The organism is Cupriavidus sp. CER-90 (assembly GCF_057652055.1).
Map to the genome: position 1 here is coordinate 266,171 of NZ_JBYGYM010000001.1, position 19,782 is coordinate 285,952.

15 protein-coding genes and 2 tRNA genes are annotated in these 19,782 nt (G+C 67.5%); 14 read left to right on the forward strand and 3 right to left on the reverse strand.

The window, feature by feature from the left end; genetic code table 11:
• Positions 1-152 precede the first annotated feature (152 nt).
• The 13 genes from AC24R4_RS01165 (at position 153) to AC24R4_RS01225 (ending at position 13,594) form a co-directional block, all read left to right on the forward strand.
• A complete protein-coding gene (locus AC24R4_RS01165; protein ID WP_400393808.1) occupies positions 153-1,391 on the forward strand; it encodes a GTP cyclohydrolase II in 1,239 nt (412 codons plus the stop codon).
• The gene (locus AC24R4_RS01170) at positions 1,388-2,695 is read left to right on the forward strand and encodes a URC4/urg3 family protein (protein ID WP_400393806.1); all 1,308 of its coding nucleotides are present in this window, start codon (positions 1,388-1,390) and stop codon (positions 2,693-2,695) included. The genes AC24R4_RS01165 and AC24R4_RS01170 overlap by 4 nt, the downstream gene beginning before the upstream one ends.
• 110 nt (positions 2,696-2,805) lie before the next feature.
• Positions 2,806-3,498: a uracil phosphoribosyltransferase gene (gene upp / locus AC24R4_RS01175; protein ID WP_153949522.1), complete on the forward strand. Its 693-nt coding sequence runs from the start codon at positions 2,806-2,808 to the stop codon at positions 3,496-3,498.
• Positions 3,498-4,193: a TetR family transcriptional regulator C-terminal domain-containing protein gene (locus AC24R4_RS01180; protein WP_400393804.1), complete on the forward strand. Its 696-nt coding sequence runs from the start codon at positions 3,498-3,500 to the stop codon at positions 4,191-4,193. Before upp ends, AC24R4_RS01180 begins: the two co-directional genes overlap by 1 nt.
• A 145-nt stretch (positions 4,194-4,338) precedes the next feature.
• On the forward strand, positions 4,339-5,280 hold the full coding sequence (locus tag AC24R4_RS01185) for a BMP family protein (RefSeq protein ID WP_228771054.1): 942 nt from the start codon (positions 4,339-4,341) through the stop codon (positions 5,278-5,280).
• Between the two features lie 81 nt (positions 5,281-5,361).
• A complete protein-coding gene (locus AC24R4_RS01190) occupies positions 5,362-6,921 on the forward strand; it encodes an ABC transporter ATP-binding protein (RefSeq protein ID WP_487521999.1) in 1,560 nt (519 codons plus the stop codon).
• Positions 6,911-8,002, forward strand: a complete 1,092-nt coding sequence (locus tag AC24R4_RS01195) for an ABC transporter permease (RefSeq protein WP_400395800.1) — start codon at positions 6,911-6,913, stop codon at positions 8,000-8,002. Before AC24R4_RS01190 ends, AC24R4_RS01195 begins: the two co-directional genes overlap by 11 nt.
• Complete coding sequence (locus tag AC24R4_RS01200) at positions 7,999-8,952, forward strand: ABC transporter permease (RefSeq protein ID WP_400395802.1); 954 nt, start codon at positions 7,999-8,001, stop codon at positions 8,950-8,952. Before AC24R4_RS01195 ends, AC24R4_RS01200 begins: the two co-directional genes overlap by 4 nt.
• Before the next feature lie 21 nt (positions 8,953-8,973).
• Positions 8,974-10,263, forward strand: a complete 1,290-nt coding sequence (locus AC24R4_RS01205; RefSeq protein ID WP_400395799.1) for an amidohydrolase family protein — start codon at positions 8,974-8,976, stop codon at positions 10,261-10,263.
• Positions 10,264-10,350: 87 nt separating this feature from the next.
• Positions 10,351-10,437 (forward strand) — tRNA-Leu (locus AC24R4_RS01210).
• Positions 10,438-10,971: 534 nt separating this feature from the next.
• On the forward strand, positions 10,972-11,709 hold the full coding sequence (locus tag AC24R4_RS01215; RefSeq protein ID WP_487522000.1) for a hypothetical protein: 738 nt from the start codon (positions 10,972-10,974) through the stop codon (positions 11,707-11,709).
• A 92-nt stretch (positions 11,710-11,801) separates the two neighbouring features.
• Positions 11,802-11,878 (forward strand) — tRNA-Arg (locus tag AC24R4_RS01220).
• 303 nt (positions 11,879-12,181) lie between these two features.
• Positions 12,182-13,594 carry a DUF1254 domain-containing protein gene (locus AC24R4_RS01225; RefSeq protein WP_400395264.1) on the forward strand — a complete coding sequence of 471 codons (1,413 nt, stop codon included), beginning with the start codon at positions 12,182-12,184 and terminating at the stop codon, positions 13,592-13,594.
• Positions 13,595-13,679: 85 nt separating this feature from the next.
• Here AC24R4_RS01225 and AC24R4_RS01230 read toward each other — a convergent pair whose 3' ends face one another.
• Together AC24R4_RS01230 and metE are read right to left on the reverse strand one after the other, a co-directional pair.
• A complete protein-coding gene (locus tag AC24R4_RS01230; RefSeq protein ID WP_400395262.1) occupies positions 13,680-15,785 on the reverse strand; it encodes a TonB-dependent receptor family protein in 2,106 nt (701 codons plus the stop codon).
• A gap of 172 nt (positions 15,786-15,957) precedes the next feature.
• Complete coding sequence (gene metE / locus AC24R4_RS01235) at positions 15,958-18,342, reverse strand: 5-methyltetrahydropteroyltriglutamate--homocysteine S-methyltransferase (protein ID WP_487522001.1); 2,385 nt, start codon at positions 18,340-18,342, stop codon at positions 15,958-15,960.
• A gap of 128 nt (positions 18,343-18,470) precedes the next feature.
• Between metE and AC24R4_RS01240 the strand changes: the two genes are divergently transcribed.
• Positions 18,471-19,403 (forward strand): LysR family transcriptional regulator, encoded by a 933-nt coding sequence (locus AC24R4_RS01240; protein ID WP_487522002.1) that lies wholly within the window; start codon positions 18,471-18,473, stop codon positions 19,401-19,403.
• On the opposite strand, the gene AC24R4_RS01245 is transcribed toward AC24R4_RS01240, so the two are convergent.
• Entirely contained in the window at positions 19,404-19,694 is a 291-nt protein-coding gene (locus AC24R4_RS01245; RefSeq protein WP_487522003.1) for an AsnC family transcriptional regulator, read from the reverse strand.
• Between the last annotated feature and the right edge of the window lie 88 nt (positions 19,695-19,782).

Below are 19,782 nucleotides of genomic sequence, written 5' to 3' on the forward strand. Positions count from 1 at the left end.
CGTCGCACCCGGGCACGCCGCCGGTGCGTACGGGATGCCACCGACGGTAACAACCCCAGTTGGGTGTTGGCACGAACGTTGCCTACTATGAACACATAAACCTGACCATCTGGTCAGGATTCGTGTTCCGGTTTCATACCGGGGAGGCGACCATGTCCGACCATATCGTCCTGACCTCGCATGCGCGGCGCGACAAGCCGGCCGAGCCGATCCACTGGGGCGCGCCCACGGCGGCCGGGCGGGGGCCGGTGATCGCCAGCCTGACCGATCCGGCCCAGCGCAACGTGATCGGCACGCACGCCGGGGCCTATGCGATCTACCGGGCGCTGGCCGTGGCCTCGGGCAGCCTGCAGCGCGCGCATCGCCCCGACCTGACGGACACCGCGCCGGCCGAGCCGATCGGCCCCCATGCGCAGTGGGGCGACCCCGACAAGATCGTATCGCTCGATCCGTGGGGCCATCTGGTATCGACGGTCTTCGCCGACCGCATCGCCGCCGGGTTCGATATCCGGCCCACCATCGCCATCACGCGCGCCCATATCAACATGCCGGAATTGCTGGCCGCCATCACGGCGGGCCGCCTGGCCCCGGATGGCGACATCCTGTATCCCAACGGCGATGTGCGCGTCACCAAGGCCGCCATCGATCCGGTCTGGTACCTGCCCGGCATCGCGCGCCGGTTCGATATCAAGGAAAGCATCCTGCGCCGCAGCCTGTTCGAGCAGACCGGCGGCATGTTCCCGGAACTGGTCACGCGGCCGGACCTGAAGGTCTTCCTGCCGCCTATCGGCGGCATGACGCTCTATTTCTTTGGCGATATCAGCAAGCTGGGCCAGGCCGATACCAAGGTGGCCTGCCGCGTCCACGACGAATGCAATGGCTCGGACGTATTCGGATCGGACATCTGCACGTGCCGGCCCTACCTGGCGCATGGCATCGAGGTGTGTATCGAGATGGCCCAGCAGGGCGGGGTCGGGCTGGTGGTCTATAACCGGAAGGAAGGCCGCGCGCTGGGCGAGGTGACCAAGTTCCTGGTCTACAACGCCCGCAAGCGCCAGGTAGGCGGCGACCGCGCCGAAACCTATTTCGCGCGCACCGAGTGCGTGGCCGGCGTGCAGGACATGCGCTTCCAGGAACTGATGCCGGATGTCTTTCACTGGCTCGGGATCCGGCGGATCGACCGCTGGGCCTCGATGAGCAACATGAAGCATGGCGCGCTGACGGCGCAGGGGATCGAGGTGGTGGAGCAGGTGCCCATCCCCGAGGCGCTGATCCCGGCCGATGCGCGCGTGGAAATCGATGCGAAGGTGGCGGCGGGTTACTTCACCAGCTACACGCCGCCGGATGCCAACGAACTCGCCCTGGCAAAGGGCAGGGGGTTGAACGAATGAACGAGTATTCCGCAGGAGGTACGACCGGACACGAACCCGGCACGGGCAGCGGCTGGCACAGCCCGGTGCCGCCCGATCATCCCGCTTCCGCACTGCTGAGCGGCGAAGCGGTGCGCACGCATTGCGCGGTCGTGACCGAATTCGTCGCATCCGGCGAGTCTGAACTGTTTACCTGGCACCCGGACCGCATCCACGCGATTGCGGACTACGTGGCCGCCACCATCCGCCGGCGCTACCCGGATCTGCAGGTGCCCTACCACAGCCGCTGGCGCCATTTCGAGAGTGGCGGGCCGGGGCAGGAATCGATCAACCGCTGGCAGATCCTGTGCGAGCGCGCCGGCATGTCGGGCGCCGACCATTGTGCCGAGCGGGCGCGCATCGGCATCGACCTGGTGATCCCGAGCGTGCTGCTCGATGCCGGCGCGGGCCCCGACTGGCGCTATCGCGACCCGGCCAGCGACATGATGCTGACGCGCTCCGAAGGGCTCGGCGTGGCCAGCTTCGACCTGTTCGCCCGGGGCGGCTTCTCGGCCGAATCGGGCGACCCGCTGCGTGCCGATGCCGAGCGGCTGGCCCGTATCGACGCCTCGACCATCGCCACGGCCTTCCAGGTGGCGCAGCACAACCCGCTGGTGGGCCTGGAAGGGCGTGCCGGCCTGCTGCGGCGGCTGGGCGAGGTCATGCAGGCCACCCCGGCAGTCTTCGGCACGCCGGCGCGGCTGGGCAACCTGTTCGACTACCTGGCCGCGCATGCGAAGGACAACCGCATCGAGGCCGGCTTTGTGCTGCGCACGCTGCTGGTGGCGCTGGGCCCGGTCTGGCCGGGACGCGTGCAGATCGATGGCGTGTCGCTCGGTGACTGCTGGCGCCATCCGGCCGCGCCGGGGGGGCTGGTGCCATTCCACAAGCTCACGCAGTGGCTGACCTATTCGCTGCTGGAGCCGCTGGAGGATGGCGGTCTGGTGGTGGTGGGGCTCGACGCGCTGACCGGGCTGCCCGAATACCGGAACGGCGGGCTGCTCTATGACTTCGAGCTGACCGTGCCACGGGACGGCGAGTTCGCCAGCCGGACCCATACCGTGGACGAACCCGAGATCGTCGAGTGGCGCGCACTGACCGTGACCGGGCTTGACCTCGTGGCGGATGCGGTGCGCCAGGCGCTGGGTCTCAAGGAAGCGGACTTTCCGCTGGCGCGCGTGCTGGAAGGCGGCACGTGGGCGGCGGGCCGCCGCATCGCGGCACAGCGCCGGCCGCCGGGCGGGCCGCCGCCCTTCGCGATCCAGAGCGACGGCACGGTGTTCTAGCGGCAACACGGCATTGCACGGCAGTCCTGACTGACAGGCAGCCAGAGCGTGGCGGGCCCGGGGCCCGTCGCGCCCGGCCAGGCGAATTTCGGATGACCAAGGAGCGCACCATGAACGACATGTCGGACGTACCCACGGCCGTCCAGGCCTTTGCCGAAACGGAAGCCAGCGCGGCGCCCGCCGTGATGGTGGTCAACCATCCACTGGTCCAGCACAAGGTCACGCTGGTGCGCAGCGAGGAGACCACCACCGACAACTTCCGCCGCCTGGTGCGCGAGATCAGCCAGCTGCTGACCTACGAAGCCACGCGCGACCTGGCCATGGAGACCATCGCCATCAAGACGCCCATCGCGCCGATGCAGTCGCCGGTGCTGTCGGGCAAGAAGCTCTGCCTGGTGTCGATCCTGCGGGCCGGCAACGGCTTCCTGGACGGCATGCTGGACCTGCTGCCGGCGGCGCGCGTGGGGCATATCGGCCTGTATCGCGACCCCGAGACGCTGGAGCCGATCGAGTACTACTTCAAGATGCCCGAGGATATCCAGGAGCGTTTCGTGATCGTGGTGGACCCGATGCTGGCAACCGGCAACTCGGCCATCGCGGCGATCAACCGGCTCAAGGAGGCCGGGGTGACCACCATGAAGTACGTCTGCCTGATCGCCTCGCGTCCGGGGCTGCGCGCGCTGCAATCCGCCCACCCCGACGTGGCCATCGTCACCGCCGCCATCGACAGCGAGCTGAACGAGCACGGCTACATCGTGCCGGGCCTGGGCGATGCCGGCGACCGGCTCTACGGCACAAAGTGATGGATGCCCTGGCGCGCGCGCCGTCGCCGGCGCGCGGCATCGAACCCCGGCCCGGCCCGCCCGGCGGCCGCATCCGGCAGGAAAACGAGGCGCTGATCGTGCGCGCGGCCGAGTACGTCTTCGCGCGGGCCGGCTTTGCCGGGGCCACCATGGCCGATATTGCCGCCCGCGCGGGCGTGCCCAAGTCGAACCTGCACTACTACTTCCGGACCAAGCAGGCGCTGTATCGCGCGGTGCTGGCGCACACGCTGACGCTGTGGCTGTCCGAGACCGACATCATCAGCGCCGAGCACTCGCCACGGCTGGCGCTGGAGCAGTACATCCGCGCCAAGATGCGCCTGTCGGCCAGCCATCCCGACGCGTCGCGCGTGTTCGCCAACGAACTGCTGCACGGCGCGCCGGAGATCGGCAACGTCCTGCGCCAGGCCTTGCGCGAGCTGGTGGCGCGCAAGGCCATGGTGATCCGGGCGTGGATCGAGGGCGGCCAGATGGCGCCGGTGGACCCTTACCACCTGTTCTTCACGATCTGGGCCGCCACCCAGACCTATGCCGACTTCGAGGCGCAGGTATGCGCCGTGCTGGGCGTGAGCCAGCTTGACGCCGACGACTTCGAGCACGCCACCGAGCATCTGGTGGCCTTGCTGCTGCGGGGCTGCGGGCTGCAGGCACCCGACTCCGACCCGGAGCGCGCCTGAGCCGGGCGCCTTCCGTGCCATCACCACCATCAACCACGCGCCATGGGCGCACACAACGCAGAAAAAGGGGAGTGAAGTCATGCACAAGGGAAGCGATCGTCGCACCTGGCTGAAAGCCGCAGCGGTGGCCACTGCGCTGGCGGCCATGGGTCTGCCGGCTGGCGCGCAGGCGCAGTCGAAGATCAAGGTGGCCGCGGTGTACACGGTGCCCGTGGAGCAGCAGTGGGTGTCGCGCATCCACAAGGCGCTCAACGAGGCCAAGTCGCGTGGCGAGATCGACTACGTGTTCTCGGAGAGCGTGTCGAACGCCGACTACGAGCGCGTGATGCGCCAGTACGCCGAGCAGGGTAGCGGCCTGATCGTCGGCGAGTCGTTCGCCGTGGAAGGCGCGGCCCGCAAGGTGGCCAAGGATTATCCGAAGACGGCCTTCCTGATGGGCTCGTCGGGCAAGCCGCAGGCCCCGAACTTCTCGGTGTTCGACAACTACATCCAGGAACCGTCGTACCTGACCGGCATGATTGCGGGCGGCATGACCAAGACCAATCACATCGGCATGGTGGGCGGCTACGCGATCCCCGAAGTCAACCGGCTGATGCACGCCTTCATGGAGGGCGCCCGCGAGGTGAACCCGAAGGTGAAGTTCACGGTCAGCTTCATTGGCTCGTGGTTCGACCCGCCCAAGGCCAAGGAAGCCGCGTTCGCGATGATCGACAAAGGCGCGGACGTGCTCTATGCCGAGCGTTTTGGTGTGTCGGACGCCGCCAAGGAGCGCGGCAAGCTGGCCATCGGCAACGTGATCAACACCCAGCCGCAGTACCCGGCCACGGTGGTCGCATCGGCGCTCTGGAACATGGAGCCCACCATCGCGGCCGCGCTGGCCAAGGTCAAGGCCGGCCAGTTCAAGAACGAGGACTACGGCCAGTATTCGCTGATGAAGTTCAAGGGCGCGGAACTGGCGCCGCTGGGCACTTTCGAGGGCAAGGTGCCGGCCGATGTGATGGCCAGGGTCAAGGCGAAGGAGAAGGCGATCCTCGACGGCAAGTTCACGGTGAAGGTCGTGGAGACCGAGCCGAAATCGACGCCGTAACGCCGCTGGCGCAGGGCGCACAGGGCCCCGTCCGGCTGGACGGGGCCGCTTCATTTCCTTCTGTCCGATTTCCGAAACGCGATGCCCCAGGAACCGCCGGTGCTCCGGCTCTCGCACATCACCAAACGGTTTGGCCCGCTGCTGGCCAATGACGATATCTCGCTGGACCTGCATCGTGGCGAAGTGCTGGCCCTGCTCGGCGAAAACGGCGCCGGCAAGAGCACGCTGGTCAATATCCTGTTCGGGCACTACGTCGCCGACGCGGGCAGCGTGGAGGTGGACGGCGTGGCGCTGCCGCCCGGCAATCCGCGCGCGGCGCTGGCGGCCGGCGTGGGCATGGTCCATCAGCATTTCACGCTGGCCGACAACCTGTCGGTGCTCGACAACATCCTGATTGGCACCGAGCCGCTCTGGCGCTGGCGCCAGCAGCGTGGCGCCGCGCGGGCGCGTATCGACGATCTGGCGCGGCGCTTCGGGCTGGTGGTGCAGCCGCAGGCACGGGTCGGGTCGCTGTCGGTCGGCGAGCGTCAGCGCGTGGAGATCATCAAGGCGCTCTATCGCGGCGCGCGGGTGCTGATTCTCGATGAGCCGACGGCCGTGCTGACGCCGCAGGAGGCCGACAGCCTGTTTGCCACGCTGGGGCAGCTGATCGCCGAAGGGCTGTCGGTGATCTTCATCAGCCACAAGCTCGACGAAGTGCTGCGCGTCTCGCACCGGGTGGCGGTGCTGCGCGGCGGCCGGCTGGTGGCGGAGCGCCGCGCGGACACCACCGGCAAGGCGGAACTGGCCGAACTGATGGTCGGGCGCCGCGTGGAGATGCCCACGCGCAAGGCCGGCCTGGCTGGCGGCGAGATTGTCGCTGCGCTCGATCGGGTCAGCGTGGCGCCCGTGGCCGGCCGGCAGGGCCTGCGGGACGTGACGCTCGACCTGCATGCCGGGGAGATCGTCGGCATCGCCGGGGTCTCCGGCAATGGACAGGTGGCGCTGGCCGAGTTGATGAGCGGCGTGGTGGCGGCATCGGCGGGCCGCATCCGCGTCTGTGGCGCGGCGTTGCCGGCATCGCCCCGGCGGTGGATCGGGGCCGGCGTGGCGCGCATTCCGGAAGACCGGCATGCCGAAGGCGCGGTGGGCGATCTGGCCGTATGGGAGAACGTCATCATCGAGCAGCTTGGCAATCGGGCATTCGTGCGGGGCGGCGTGATCCGTGGCGCGGCGTCGCGGCGCTTTGCCGGCGAACTGGCGAGCCGGTTCGATGTGCGCGGCGGCGGCATCGACGTGCCGACGCGCACGTTGTCTGGCGGCAACATGCAGAAACTGATTCTCGGCCGGGCGTTCTCGGTGCGCGGCGCGCAGGCGCCGGCGCTGGTGGTGGCCAGCCAGCCAACCTGGGGCCTCGACATCGGCGCGGTGGCGTACGTGCGCGGCCAGTTGCTCGATGCCGCGGCGCGGGGCGCGGCCGTGCTGCTGATTTCGGAAGATCTCGATGAACTGATGGCGCTGTCGGACCGCATCGCCGTCATCCACGCCGGCCGGCTGAGCGCGGCCCGCGCCACGCCGGCATGGACGCTCGGCACGCTGGGCCTGGCCATGGCCGGGGCCGACGATGCCCACACGCACGCGGAGGTGGCCCATGCGGCTTGAAGCCCGGACCGCGGTGTCGCGTACCGCCCTGGTGATGGCGCCCGTGGGCGCGATTGTGGTCACGCTGCTGATCTGTGCGCTGCTGGTGTCGCTGGCCGGCGCGCCTGTCGGCAAGGCCTACCTGCTGCTACTGCAAGGCGGCTTTGGTTCGCGCTTTGCGTGGTCCGAAACGCTCACCCGCGCCACGCCGCTGATCCTGACAGGCCTCGCCGTGGCCGTGGCGTTCCGCACGCGGTTGTTCAATATCGGTGCCGAGGGCCAGCTTTACCTGGGGGCTTTGGCCGCCGTGGCCGTGGGCGGACAGGTGGATGGCGCGGCAGCGCCATGGGCTGCGTCGTTGCCCCATGGCGTGCTGTTTGGCCTGATGGTCGCGGCCGGCATGCTGGCCGGCGCCTTGTTGCTGCTGCTGCCGGCGCTGCTCAAGCTCAGGCTGGGCGTGGATGAAGTGGTCACCACGCTGCTGCTCAATTTCATCGTGCTGCTGGGCGTCTCGCTGATGCTCGACGGGCCGATGAAGGACCCGCTGGCGATGGGCTGGCCGCAGTCCGTCGCGCTGGTGCCGGAACTGGAACTGGGCCGGCTGATGGAACGCTCGCGCGCGCATAGCGGCCTGCTGGCCGCCGTGGGCCTGGCGCTGCTGGTGTGGGCGATCAACCGGTTCACGGTCTTTGGGCTGCAGATGCGCGCCGTGGGCGCCAATGCCCGCGCGGCGGCATTCGCCGGCATGTCGGTGACGCGCGTGACACTGCTGGCGGCGGCCCTGTCCGGCGCGCTGGCGGGGCTGGCCGGCGTGGTGGAGGTGGCCGGGCGCACAGGCTATCTCACGCTCGACATGTCGCCGGGGTACGGCTATACGGGCGTGGTGATCGCCATGCTGGCGGGCCTGCATCCGGTGGGCGTGGTGGCATCGGCCATCTTCGTGGCGGGCATCCTGGTGGGCGCGGACGGCATGAGCCGGGCCGTTGGCGTGCCCAACACGATTGCCGATGTCATCGTGGCGGTGGCGCTGCTGTCCATGCTCGTGGCGACCATGCTTGCGCGCTATCGCGTGCGTTTCGACCGGATCGGGAAGGTGGCCTGATGGAACTGTTCGATATCGTTGCCGGCGCCCCGTTCTGGATTGCCGTGCTGCGCGTGGCCACGCCGCTGATCTTCGGCACGCTGGGCGTGCTGCTGTGCGAACGCGCCGGGGTGCTGAACCTGGGCATCGAAGGCATCATGGTGGCCGGGGCTTTTTCCGGCTGGCTGGCCGTGTACCACGGGGTGCCGCTGTGGGGCGGCGTGGCGGCGGCGGCCGGGGTGGGGCTGGCGTTCGGGCTGCTGCATGGCTGGCTGACGGTCTCGCTGGCGCTGTCGCAGCACGTGGCGGGTCTGGGCGTGACCATGCTGGCCACCAGCGTGTCGTACTACGCCTACCGGCTGGGCTTTGCCCAGGTCTCGACCCCGCCGACGATCACGCCGTTCGCGCCGATGACATGGTGGGCCGACGTGCCGGTGGTCGGCACGGTGATGGCGGCCGAAACGGCGCTGACGCTGCTGGCGCTGCTGATGGCGCCGCTGCTGGCCTGGCTGCTCTATCGCACACCGCTGGGGCTGGCGCTGCGCATGGTCGGCGAGAACCCCGCCGCCGCCGAGGGGCAGGGCATCCGCGTGGGGGCGGTGCGGATCGGAGCGATCATGGCCGGGTCGGCGTTGATGGCTGTGGGAGGCGCGTTTCTGACGCTGTCGGCCTTCAATGCCTTCTTCTTCAACATGATCAATGGCCGGGGCTGGATCTGCGTGGCGCTGGTGGTGTTCGCGTCCTGGCGGCCGGGGCGGGCACTCCTGGGCGCGCTGCTGTTCGCGGCTTTCGATGCGCTGCAACTGCGGCTGCAACAGGGTGGGGCCAGCCTGCCTGGCCTGCCGGCGCTGCCGTACCAGGTCTACCTGATGCTGCCTTATATTCTGTCGATCCTTGCGCTGGTGCTGGTGGCGCGCCGCGCGGCCTATCCGCAGGCGCTGATGAAGCCGTACCGCAAGGGCGAACGCTGAACTTTCCGGAAAGAGAATCCCATGTTCGATACCATCCTGCGTCACTGCAACCTGCCCGATGGCCGTACCGACGTCGACATCGGCATTTCCGCCGGCCGGATCGCGGCTGTCGAGCCCCGGCTGGCCGCCACGGCAGGCGACGAAATCGATGCGGCGGGCCAGCTGGTGTCGCCACCGTTCGTCGATGCCCATTTCCATATGGATTCCACGCTGTCGTATGGCCTGCCGCGCGTGAACCAGTCCGGCACGCTGCTGGAGGGCATCGCGCTGTGGGGGGAGCTCAAGCCGCTGCTGACGCAGGACGCCATTGTCGAACGCGCGCTGGCCTATTGCGACTGGGCCGTGGCCAAGGGGCTGCTGGCGATCCGGTCGCACGTGGACGTCTGCGATCCGCGCCTGCTGGCGACCGAGGCGCTGCTGCACGTGCGCGACCGCGTGAAGCCGTACCTCGACCTTCAACTGGTGGCGTTTCCGCAGGACGGCGTACTGCGCGCGCCCGGCGCGCTCGACAACCTGCGGCGCGCGCTGGACATGGGCGTGGACGTGGTCGGCGGCATTCCGCATTTCGAGCGGACCATGGCCGACGGCGCCGCGTCGGTGAAGCTGCTGTGCGAAGAGGCTGCCGAGCGGGGCCTGCGTGTGGACATGCACTGCGACGAAAGCGACGACCCGATGTCGCGCCATATCGAGACGCTGGCCAGCGAATCGGTGCGGCTGGGGCTGCAGGGTCGGGTTACGGGGTCGCACCTGACGTCGATGCACTCGATGGACAACTACTACGTGTCGAAGCTGCTGCCGCTGATGCGCGAGGCGGGCGTGGCCGCCATCGCCAATCCGCTGATCAACATCACGCTGCAGGGCCGGCACGACACCTATCCGAAACGTCGCGGCATGACCCGGGTGCCCGAGCTGCTGGCCGCCGGTATCCCCGTGGCGTTCGGCCACGATTGCGTGATGGACCCCTGGTACGGCCTGGGCTCCGGCGACATGCTCGAGGTGGCGCACATGGGGCTGCACGTGGCCCAGATGACGGGGCAGGACGCGATGCGCGCCTGCTTCCGGGCCGTGACCGAAACGCCAGCGACCATCCTGGGGCTGGACGGCTACGGCGTGGCCCCCGGCTGCCGCGCAGACCTGGTGCTGCTGCAGGCGCACGATCCGGTCGAGGCCATCCGGCTGCGGGCCACGCGGCTGCTGGTGATGCGGGCGGGCAAGGTCGTCGCGCGCACCGCGCCGGCCACCGCCACGCTGTCGCTGCCCGGCCGGCCCGCCGAAGTCGACTTCGGGCTACATCGCGGCCAGGTTTTTTGAAGTTTCTGCGAGAGGGGTGTTGACAGGATGCGTGTCACTCAGCATAATCACGTTCTTCGCATCGCCGCAGCAATGCAGTGAAACGAAGCCCAGATGGCGGAATTGGTAGACGCACTAGGTTCAGGTCCTAGCGGTGGCAACACTGTGGAGGTTCGAGTCCTCTTCTGGGCACCAATTCGAAAGCCCTGCTCAACGAGCAGGGCTTTTTCATTTCCGGCCCAGAAAGGGCAGTCCCTGCGGACTGCCCGCGGGGACTCGAAAAGCTTGCGCCTGCAGGCGCGAGCCGGGGTCGCGCACGGGTGACCGAGTCCTCTTCTGGGCACCAATATTTGAAAGCCCTGCTCAACGAGCAGGGCTTTTTCATTTCCGCAGCCTCTCGTGAATTTGGCGAGTTGCCCGGCTCGTCCGACATCATCTCTCTCAGCCGCGCTCTCCGCCTTTTAGCGGGCGGCACACCCCACATTCGCCTCTAACCATCGCGCGGCCTTTGACCTATGCTCAAGCTGATCGGGCATGGTCCATACAACGCCCGACGAGGTGGTTGCCATGTCCGTACAGTTGATGTGCGGGAGAGAGGAGCGTGCCGGACGGTTGTCTGGCAGGGCGCATGTCGCCCGCCTGCATGCGGGGCACCCCGGTCTCCCCCTGTGTTTCGTACTTGCGCTGCTGGCCTGCGCCGTGGTTCATGCCGAGGAGTCCCTCGACGGCATGTCAGGGCGTGATGCACTGCAGTTCGTGCAGGACGCGCGCGCCCCGGATACACCGCCGCCCGACCAGGCCGCACCACCAGCCATGCCGGAAGACACCGCGCTGTCGGTCGTGCCGCCGCGCATGGTGATCGGCAACGACGACCCCGACCTGCCGATCCCCGTCCATGCATCGCGGACGTCGCCGGAATCCGTGCCCGAGGCCGAGCCTATCGCCATCAATCTGGCCAGCATCGATCGCGTCGTGGAGCGATTCAACAGTACGCCCCGGACGCCGCTCGTCCACGTTGAAGATGCGACGACCGCCACAGGCCTTGTCGACAGCCGTGCGCGCAGCATGGCCGTGGCGCTCGACGCGCCGTTGTCGCGCAGCGGCATGGGCCTGACGCTGCAATCGCGGGTGGAAATGGCCTATCGGCCAGGCATGGCGCCCGTGCCCAGTAACTGGGATGCGCCGCCCGGCGAGGTCAGTGCCACGGGGCTGGCCGTGCGGCTCTACGGCTCCAAGCCGACGCGGCTGAGCGGTGTCTATCCGTTCGTCGAGGCCGACTGGTGGCAGGACAACCGGGCGAAAACCATCAACATCAATGGCACACGTATCGATACCGATCTGCTGCGCGGCCTGTTCTCGTTCAATATCGGCGCGCATAGCAGTTCCACCACGGGCCTGCGGCTCTGGATGAAGGCGCGCGCCGGACGCAATGCGGGCGGCACAGTGGGTGCCAGATATCGCTGGTAAACAGAGATGGCAGCGTCGTGCGCAGTCTGCGAAATAATTTTCACAAAGGGCTTGCGCGGAAGGTGAATTGCGATACAATGCGTCCCTCGCGTGCGGCTGTAGCTCAGTTGGATAGAGTACTTGGCTACGAACCAAGGGGTCGTGGGTTCGAATCCTGCCAGCCGCGCCACCTATTGGAAGGGCCTCCAGCAATGGAGGCCCTTCGTCATTTGGGGCCGGTACATAGGCCCCACCCGAGCAGGCCCCACCCGAGCAGGCGTGACGTCTCGCTCACAAAGCTCATCCCACCCCCATACCCATTCGGGTCAGTGTTCGGTATCGCCCGGAGCCGCGCCCCGGAATCATTGACAGTGGCCGAGTCGCGGGCACATCATTCGTCCGGAACAGATGCGCCTCCGGAGCTACACGCGTCCCCCCCGGACCCGTCGTGCACATTCCCCGGAAGGCCGCCACCATACTGGGAAACGGGGTCATGAACCGAACGATACGCCAACTGGCAAGCGTGGTCGCGCTTGCCGCCTTCCTTTCTGCCTGCGCATCCGCGCCGCCACCCGCGCCGGTCATACCGGCCGCGGAACAGCCGCCGTCGGATCGGGCGATGAAGGCGCTGTCCGCCGAAGTGTTTACGTATGGCTATCCGCTCGTGCTGATGGATGTCACGCGCGAGGTGATGACGGCCAAGACCCCGGTCAACACGTTCAACCATAGCCGCGCGTTCCCCGATGCCACCTACACCACCGTGGTGAGCCCGAACGCGGATACGCTGTACTCCACCGCCTGGGTGGACGTGTCCAGGGAACCGGTGGTGCTGGCCGTGCCCGATACGGCGGGCCGCTATTACGTCATGCAGATGCTCGATGCCTGGACCAATGTGTTCGCGTCGCCGGGCAAGCGCACCACGGGCACGCGGCGCGGCGCGTTTGCGATCGTAGGCCCCGACTGGGAAGGCACGCTGCCCAAGGGCGTGACGGAAATCCGTGCCCCGACCAGCATGGTCTGGCTGATCGGCCGCATCCAGACCAACGGCAAGGCGGACTACGCCAATGTCCACCGCCTGCAGGACCAGTTCCGCCTGGTGCCGCTGTCGGCCTGGCGCAAGGGCATCCGCACGACGCCGCCGGCCACGCCGCGCGCAGGAATGATCGATACCGAAACGCCGCCGGCCGAACAAGTGGCGGCGATGGACGCCCAGGCGTTCTTCAGCCGCATGGCCGCGCTGTTGCCGCAAAACCCGCCCGGGCCCGATGACGTGTCGATGCTCGAGAAGATGCAGCGCATGGGCGTCAAGGCCGGCGAACCGTTCAAGACAACGGTGCTGGAACCGTCCACGGCGCGCGCCGTGCAGGAGGGCGCCACCGCCGCGCTGGCCACCATCGCCGCCAACGGCCGCAAGAGCGCGGCGGGCAACACGGGCTGGCGACTGCAGCGCGACACCGGCGTGTACGGTGCCGATTTCGACCGCCGCGCCGCGGTGGCGATGTACGGGCTGGGCGCCAACCTGGCGGAGGATGCGGTCTACCCGGTTGCCCGCGCTGACGCGTCGGGTCGTCCGTTCGATGGCGGCAGCCGCTATGTGCTGCATTTCGACAAGGGCCAGCTCCCGCCGGCCAAGGCCTTCTGGTCGCTGAGCGCCTACAACGACAAGCAGGCCTTTGCCGACAATGCGCTGCAGCGTTACAGCATTGGCAGCCGCGACCGCCTGCGCTACAACCGCGATGGCTCGCTCGATATCTATATCCAGTACGAACGCCCCCCTGCCAGCCAGGTGACGAACTGGCTGCCCGCACCGCCCGATGCCTTCAGCCTGATGCTGCGGGCGTACTGGCCGGAGCAAGCCCTGCTCGACGGCAAGTGGATGCCGCCGCCCGTGCAACGCGTGAACTGAGCGCTGCCTGCGGCGCGAGCCTGCAATAAACCCTTCCGGTCTGGAAGGGTTTTTCGTTTTGGAGGCACCGGCCGCAGGCGTGCGCCTAGAACCGGTATTTCACCCCGGCGTAGAACGCGCGGCCGACGCCCGGATAGAACACGGCGGTGTTGGCCGTGCGTGCATCGGTGACGGTACTGAAATCACTGATGTAACGCTTGTCGGCCAGGTTGCGGGCGTCGAGGAACAGCGTCACGCCGCGCTCGAACTCGTAGCTGGCCTCGATGCCGAACAGCACATACGACGGCACCTTGAGCGTATTGGCGTAGTCCACGTAGGCGCCGGTCGGCACCCAGTCGATCGTGCCCGCCACGCGCAGGCGGCTGTTGCGGCGATAGGCCAGCGTGGTGCGCAGCACGTGCTTCGGCACCCCGGCGATGCGGTTGTTGCCGTACACGGGATCGTTGTCGAAGCGGAAATCGCTGTAGTTCCAGATCTGCGATACGGTGAACTTGTCGCCCTTGCCGACGATATCGCGCAACACGTCGGCGCTGGCGCCCAGTTCCACGCCCTGCAGCACCGTCTTGTTGGCGTTGAAGGTCGATGCCGGAATATCGGCACTCACCGTGTATTGCAGCAGCTGGTCGCGCAGGAGCGAACGGTACGCCGTGACATCCCACGCAAAGCGGTCCCATTTGCCGCGCGTGCCCAGTTCCAGCGTCCAGCCGTGCTGGGCCGCCAGCGGCACGAATTGCTGCGTGGCGCCGATGGTCTGGCTCAGGTCGGTAAAGTCCGGGACGTCGGCGCTGCGCGTGATGTCGATAAACGCCTGGATGTCGGGCTTCGGCTCCCACAGCACGCCGAATTTCGGATTGACGCCACTGAACGTCGCGCCATCGGACTTGGCTGTCGGGTTGGCCGGCAGGCCGCCGTAGTCGGTGTATTCGCGCCGGTTGCGGTAGGCCTTGGCGCCCGCCATCAGCGCCACGGTGGGCAGCACGTACAGGCGGTCTTCCAGGTAGGCCTCGTAGTTGTACGCGTCCTGCTTCGCGTTCAGCGTCTGGGCGCCGCGATTGCCGTTGACATTGACGTACTGCCGCGCGTCGTTGTTGCCGCCGAAGAAGCGCGCCCCGGCGATAAGCTGGTTGCGCAGGCCGCCCAGCGTGAAGTTGCCCGTGTAGCGCGGCGCAAAGCCGTAGGTCCAGCTGTCCTGATCCACGACCTGGAAGATCGGGTGGTACAGGCTCTTGTGGATGCCCCAGGTGGTCAGGTCGATCTGGCCGTTATCGAGCTTGATGCTCGTGACGTTGGCCACGCGCTCGGTGCGGGTATTGCGCGCCTGGTCGCCCGCCAGCGCACTGGCCGATGCCATGCGCGGCGTGGTCAGCGCCTGGTTCAGCGTCAGCGCGCCGGGCAGCAGCTGGTCGACGATATAGGCGCCGAAGTAGAACCGCGTTTCCACCGCCGGGCTGAAGCGATAGCCGACGTTGGCGTTGATCTGCTCGTACTGGCCGCGCTCGTGATTGCGCCAGCCTTCGGCATGGCTGACCGTGGCATTGGCCAGGAAGTCCCACTGGCCGATCTGGCGCGATACCTGGCCGCTGCCGCGTATCGTGCCGAAGCTGCCGCCGTCCACGCGCACCATGTTCCGGGATTCGGCGGTCAGCGCCGTCGGCGTGGTGAAATTGACCGCGCCGCCCAGCGTGGTGCTGCCATACGCCAGGCCGTTGCCGCCCTTGTAGACCTCGGCGGCCGTCAGTGCCAGCGGATCGATCTGGTAGAAATCACCGCTGCCGTCGGCAAAGTTCGTCGGTACGCCGTCCTGCAGGATCTCGATGCCTCGTGTGTGGTAGCCACGCGCCACGCCCGAGCCGCGAATCGACAGGCGCAGTTCCTGGCCGTAGCGTTCCTGCACGTACACGCCGGGCGAATCCTTCAGGACATCGCGCAGGTCGTAGGCATAGGTATTGGTGAACGATTGCGCGTCGACAAAGCCGACCGATCCCGCCGACTGGAACAGCGACTGCCGCTGCTGGGCCAGGCCGGGCGCGGTCAGCGACCCGACGGCGGCAGCCGTGGCGGTAACGGTGGGCAGAGTAGGGACAGCGGCGGCATCCGGGCTGGTGACGGTTGCCGATTGGGCGAAGGCCGCGCTCGAGAGCGCGGCGGCAGGAAGCACCGCAACGCGGCGCCAGGGTGTGGCTCGTTTCATTCCTCTGGGTCGAAGATCACGCCGGATGCCGACGCGACATCGCAATTTTCTTGTTTGGCTCGACCGAAAGGATACGGAGCCGCACGCGGCGCCGCCATGCGACACAGCGACGCAACGTGCGCTCCAGCGCATAAGCTCAGGCGTTCAGCGCATGACCGTTCAACTCATGACCTTACGCACTGGCCTGCCCCACGCACGACGGTCCGCATGCCTCGCCATGCCCATGCGGGGCGGGCTTGGCCGTGGCGGCGGGCCGCACCACGCGCTTCCAGCTTGCCGGCGCGTGGCCGGCCAGCTTCTGGCGCAGCGCCCGGGTGGCGCTGACCATATTCGCCAGGGCCGCCTCGGTCTCGGTCCAGCCACGGGTCTTCAGGCCGCAGTCCGGGTTGACCCACAGGCGTTCCGGGGGGATCACCTCGCAGGCCCGCTCCAGCAGGCGCGTCATGGCCTCGACGGAAGGCACGCGCGGCGAGTGGATGTCGTAGACACCGGGGCCGATCTCGTTCGGATAGTCGAAATCGCCAAACCCTTCCAGCAGTTCCATGGCCGAGCGCGAGGTCTCGATTGTGATCACATCGGCATCCATGGCGGCGATGGCCGGCAGGATGTCGTTGAACTCGGCATAGCACATGTGGGTGTGGATCTGCGTTTCGTCGCCCACGCCGGAGGCCGACAGGCGGAAGGCGCTGACAGCCCAGTCCAGGTAGGCGGCCCAGTCGCCCCGGCGCAGCGGCAGCCCTTCGCGCAGCGCGGGTTCGTCGATCTGGATCACGCGGATGCCGGCGGCCTCCAGGTCGCACACCTCGTCGCGGATGGCCAGCGCCAGCTGGCGCGTGGTCACGGCGCGCGGCTGGTCGTCGCGCACGAACGACCATTGCAGCATCGTCACGGGGCCGGTCAGCATGCCCTTCATCGGCTTGTCGGTCAGCGACTGCGCAAAGCGGGCCGTATCCACGGTCATCGGCTCGGGACGGTACACATCGCCAAAGATCACCGGCGGCTTCACGCAGCGCGAGCCGTAGCTCTGCACCCAGCCGTTCTCGGTGAATGCGTAGCCGCATAGCTGTTCGCCGAAATACTCGACCATATCGTTGCGCTCGGCTTCGCCATGGACCAGCACGTCCAGGCCCAGCGCCTCCTGCTTGCGCACCGCGAGTTCGATTTCGGCGCGCATGCGGTCCAGGTAGTCCAGCGCGCCGATGTCGCCGCGCTTGAAGGCGGCCCGGGTCTGGCGAATGGCGGGTGTCTGCGGGAACGAGCCGATCGTCGTGGTGGGCAGCGCGGGCAGCTTCAGCGCGTCGCGCTGGCGGACGATGCGCACATCGAACGGGCTGTCGCGTTCGGCCATGTCGGCGGTCACGGCTGCCAGCCGCTTCTGCACCTGCTGGTTGACCACGCGGCGCGACGTGCGGCGCGCGGCCTGCGCGGCATCGGATGCGGCAAGCTGCCCGGCCACCGCCGATTCGCCAAGGTTCAGCGCCAGGGCCAGGGTACGCAGTTCGTCCAGCTTTTCGGTGGCAAACGCCAGCCACGCTTTCAGTTCCGGGTCGAGGCGGGTTTCGGCATCGAGCGATACCGGCACATGCAGCAGTGAGCACGAAGGCGCCAGCCAGAGGCGATCGCCCAGTTGGGCATGCAGCGGCGCGACGGCATCGAGCGCCTTGCGCAGGTCGGTGCGCCAGATATTGCGGCCGTCGATCACGCCCACCGACAGCACGGCGCTGCTTGGCAGCACGGCCTGCCAGGCTGCCAATTGCTGGGGTGCCCGCACCAGATCGATATGAAAACCGTGCACCGGCAGCGCGGCGACGCGGGCGGCATGATCGGCGGCGGTGTCGAAATAGGTGGCCAGCAGCAGCTTCACGCCGGTATCGGCCAGCGCCGGGTAGGCCTGGTCATAGGCATCGAGCCATTGCGGCGGCAGGTCCAGGCACAGCGCGGGTTCGTCGATCTGTACCCACTCGATGCCACGCGCCTGCAACTGGGACAGGATGCGCCGGTAGGCTTGCACCACCTTGGGTAGCAGACTCAGCCGGTCGAAGCCGGCCGCGTGCGACTTGGACAGCCACAGATACGTGACCGGGCCGATCAGCACCGGCCGCGTGGACAGGCCCAGCGTCAGCGCCTCATCAATCTCGTCGAAATACCAGTTGGCACCGCCGTCGAAAGTACTGTCGGCGTCGAGCTCCGGCACGATGTAGTGGTAGTTGGTATCGAACCACTTGGTCATTTCCATGGCCGGCTGGGCCGCATTGCCGCGCGCCAGTTCGTAGTACTGCGCCAGCGTCAGCGCGGCCGGATCGAACCCGAAGCGTTTGGGCAGGGCGCCCAGCAGCGTGGTCAGGCCCAGCATCTGGTCGTACCAGGCAAAGTCGCCGGCCGCCACCGTGGCCAGCCCGGCATCGGCCTGCAACTGCCAGTGACGGCCGCGCAGCGTGGCACCCACCTCGCGCAGCGCCGCTTCCGATGTTTCGCCGCGCCAGAACGCCTCTTGCGCAAACTTCAGTTCCCGTCGGGCGCCAATGCGCGGAAATCCCAAAATGTGTGTACGTGCCATGCGGTGCTCCAGTGATGTCTGATCTGGCGCACAGTGTCAGTTCCCGGCTAGAATGAATCAAGCGAGATGTTTTAAACAAAGTATGAATTTCATTCAACTAACTGGTTCGACGACGGGGATGGCCCGCGATGATTGAAGTCCGTCATTTCCGGTCGCTGGTGGCGATTGCGGACTCGGGCAAGCTGGCAACGGCGGCCGAGCGGGTGCACGTGAGCCAGTCGGCGCTGTCCCATCAGATCAAGGCCATCGAGGCGCACTACGGCATGGCGCTGTTCGATCGCACGCGCCAGGGCTTGCGTTTTACGCCGGCCGGGGAGCGGCTGCTGACGCTGGCGCGCGAAACGCTGGCGGCCATCAGCGCCGCCGAGCGCGACCTGCTACGCCTGAAGAGCGATACCCGCGGGGAATTGCGCGTGGTGCTGGAATGCCATACCTGCTTTGACTGGCTGATGCCGGTCATGGACGAATTCCGGCGCCGTTGGCCGGAAGTGGAAATCGATCTGGTGGCCGGTTTCCACGCCGATCCGCTGGGGCTGCTGGCGCAAGGCAAGGCCGATATGGTGATCGGCTCGAAGCCGCCGGCCCGGCGCGGGCTGACCGTTGCCCCGCTGTTCCGCTTCGAGATCCTGGCGGTGATTGCCAACGAACACCGCCTGCGCAACAAGCGGCGCATCGAGGCGGCAGACCTGGCTGGCGAAACGCTGATTACCTATCCGGTGCCGGAACAGCGGATCGACCTGATCCGCGAAGTGCTGGAGCCAGCCGGCATCCAGCTTGAACGGCGCACGGCCGAATTGACCGTGGCGGTGCTGCAGCTGGTGGCCAGCCGGCGCGGCGTGGCGGCGCTGCCCAACTGGGGCGTCAAGAACTACGTCGACCACGACTACGTGCTGGCCAAGCGCATCGGGCCCAGGGGGCTGTGGAGCGAACTCTATGCGGTGCTGCCGTCGGCCATGGCCGATCGGCCATATGTGGACGACTTTGTATCGATCGTGCGCGAGACCTGTGCGGCGGAACTGGATGGCATCGAAGTGCTGGACGATATCCCCCGCCCAGCGTAATCAGGCCGCCAGCGCCTCGGGTTCGTCCAGGGTTTCCTGTTCGCCCGTGAACGCGACGTCAACGATTTCCAGGTCCACGCCATGGGCCACGCGCCGCACGAATAGCTCCAGCAACTCCACCGTATCGGCCCGGCAGACCAGGCGCGCGACGTTGGCGCGGCCGGCATCGAACGACATCTGCTGGAGCGACAGCCCGGTGCGACGGGCATTGGCCAGCACCCATTCCAGACTGCCGAAGGTGTCGCTCAGCGCGGAGCGGTCGAGTCGCAGGGCAAGATCAAGGGCAGGCATGGCGGGTTCCGGGTGGGGCATTGCAGGATGCGATGTGATTCGCAAGGAGTCCGGTAAATTTACCAGCCATGCCGCAAAATTGGCTTCT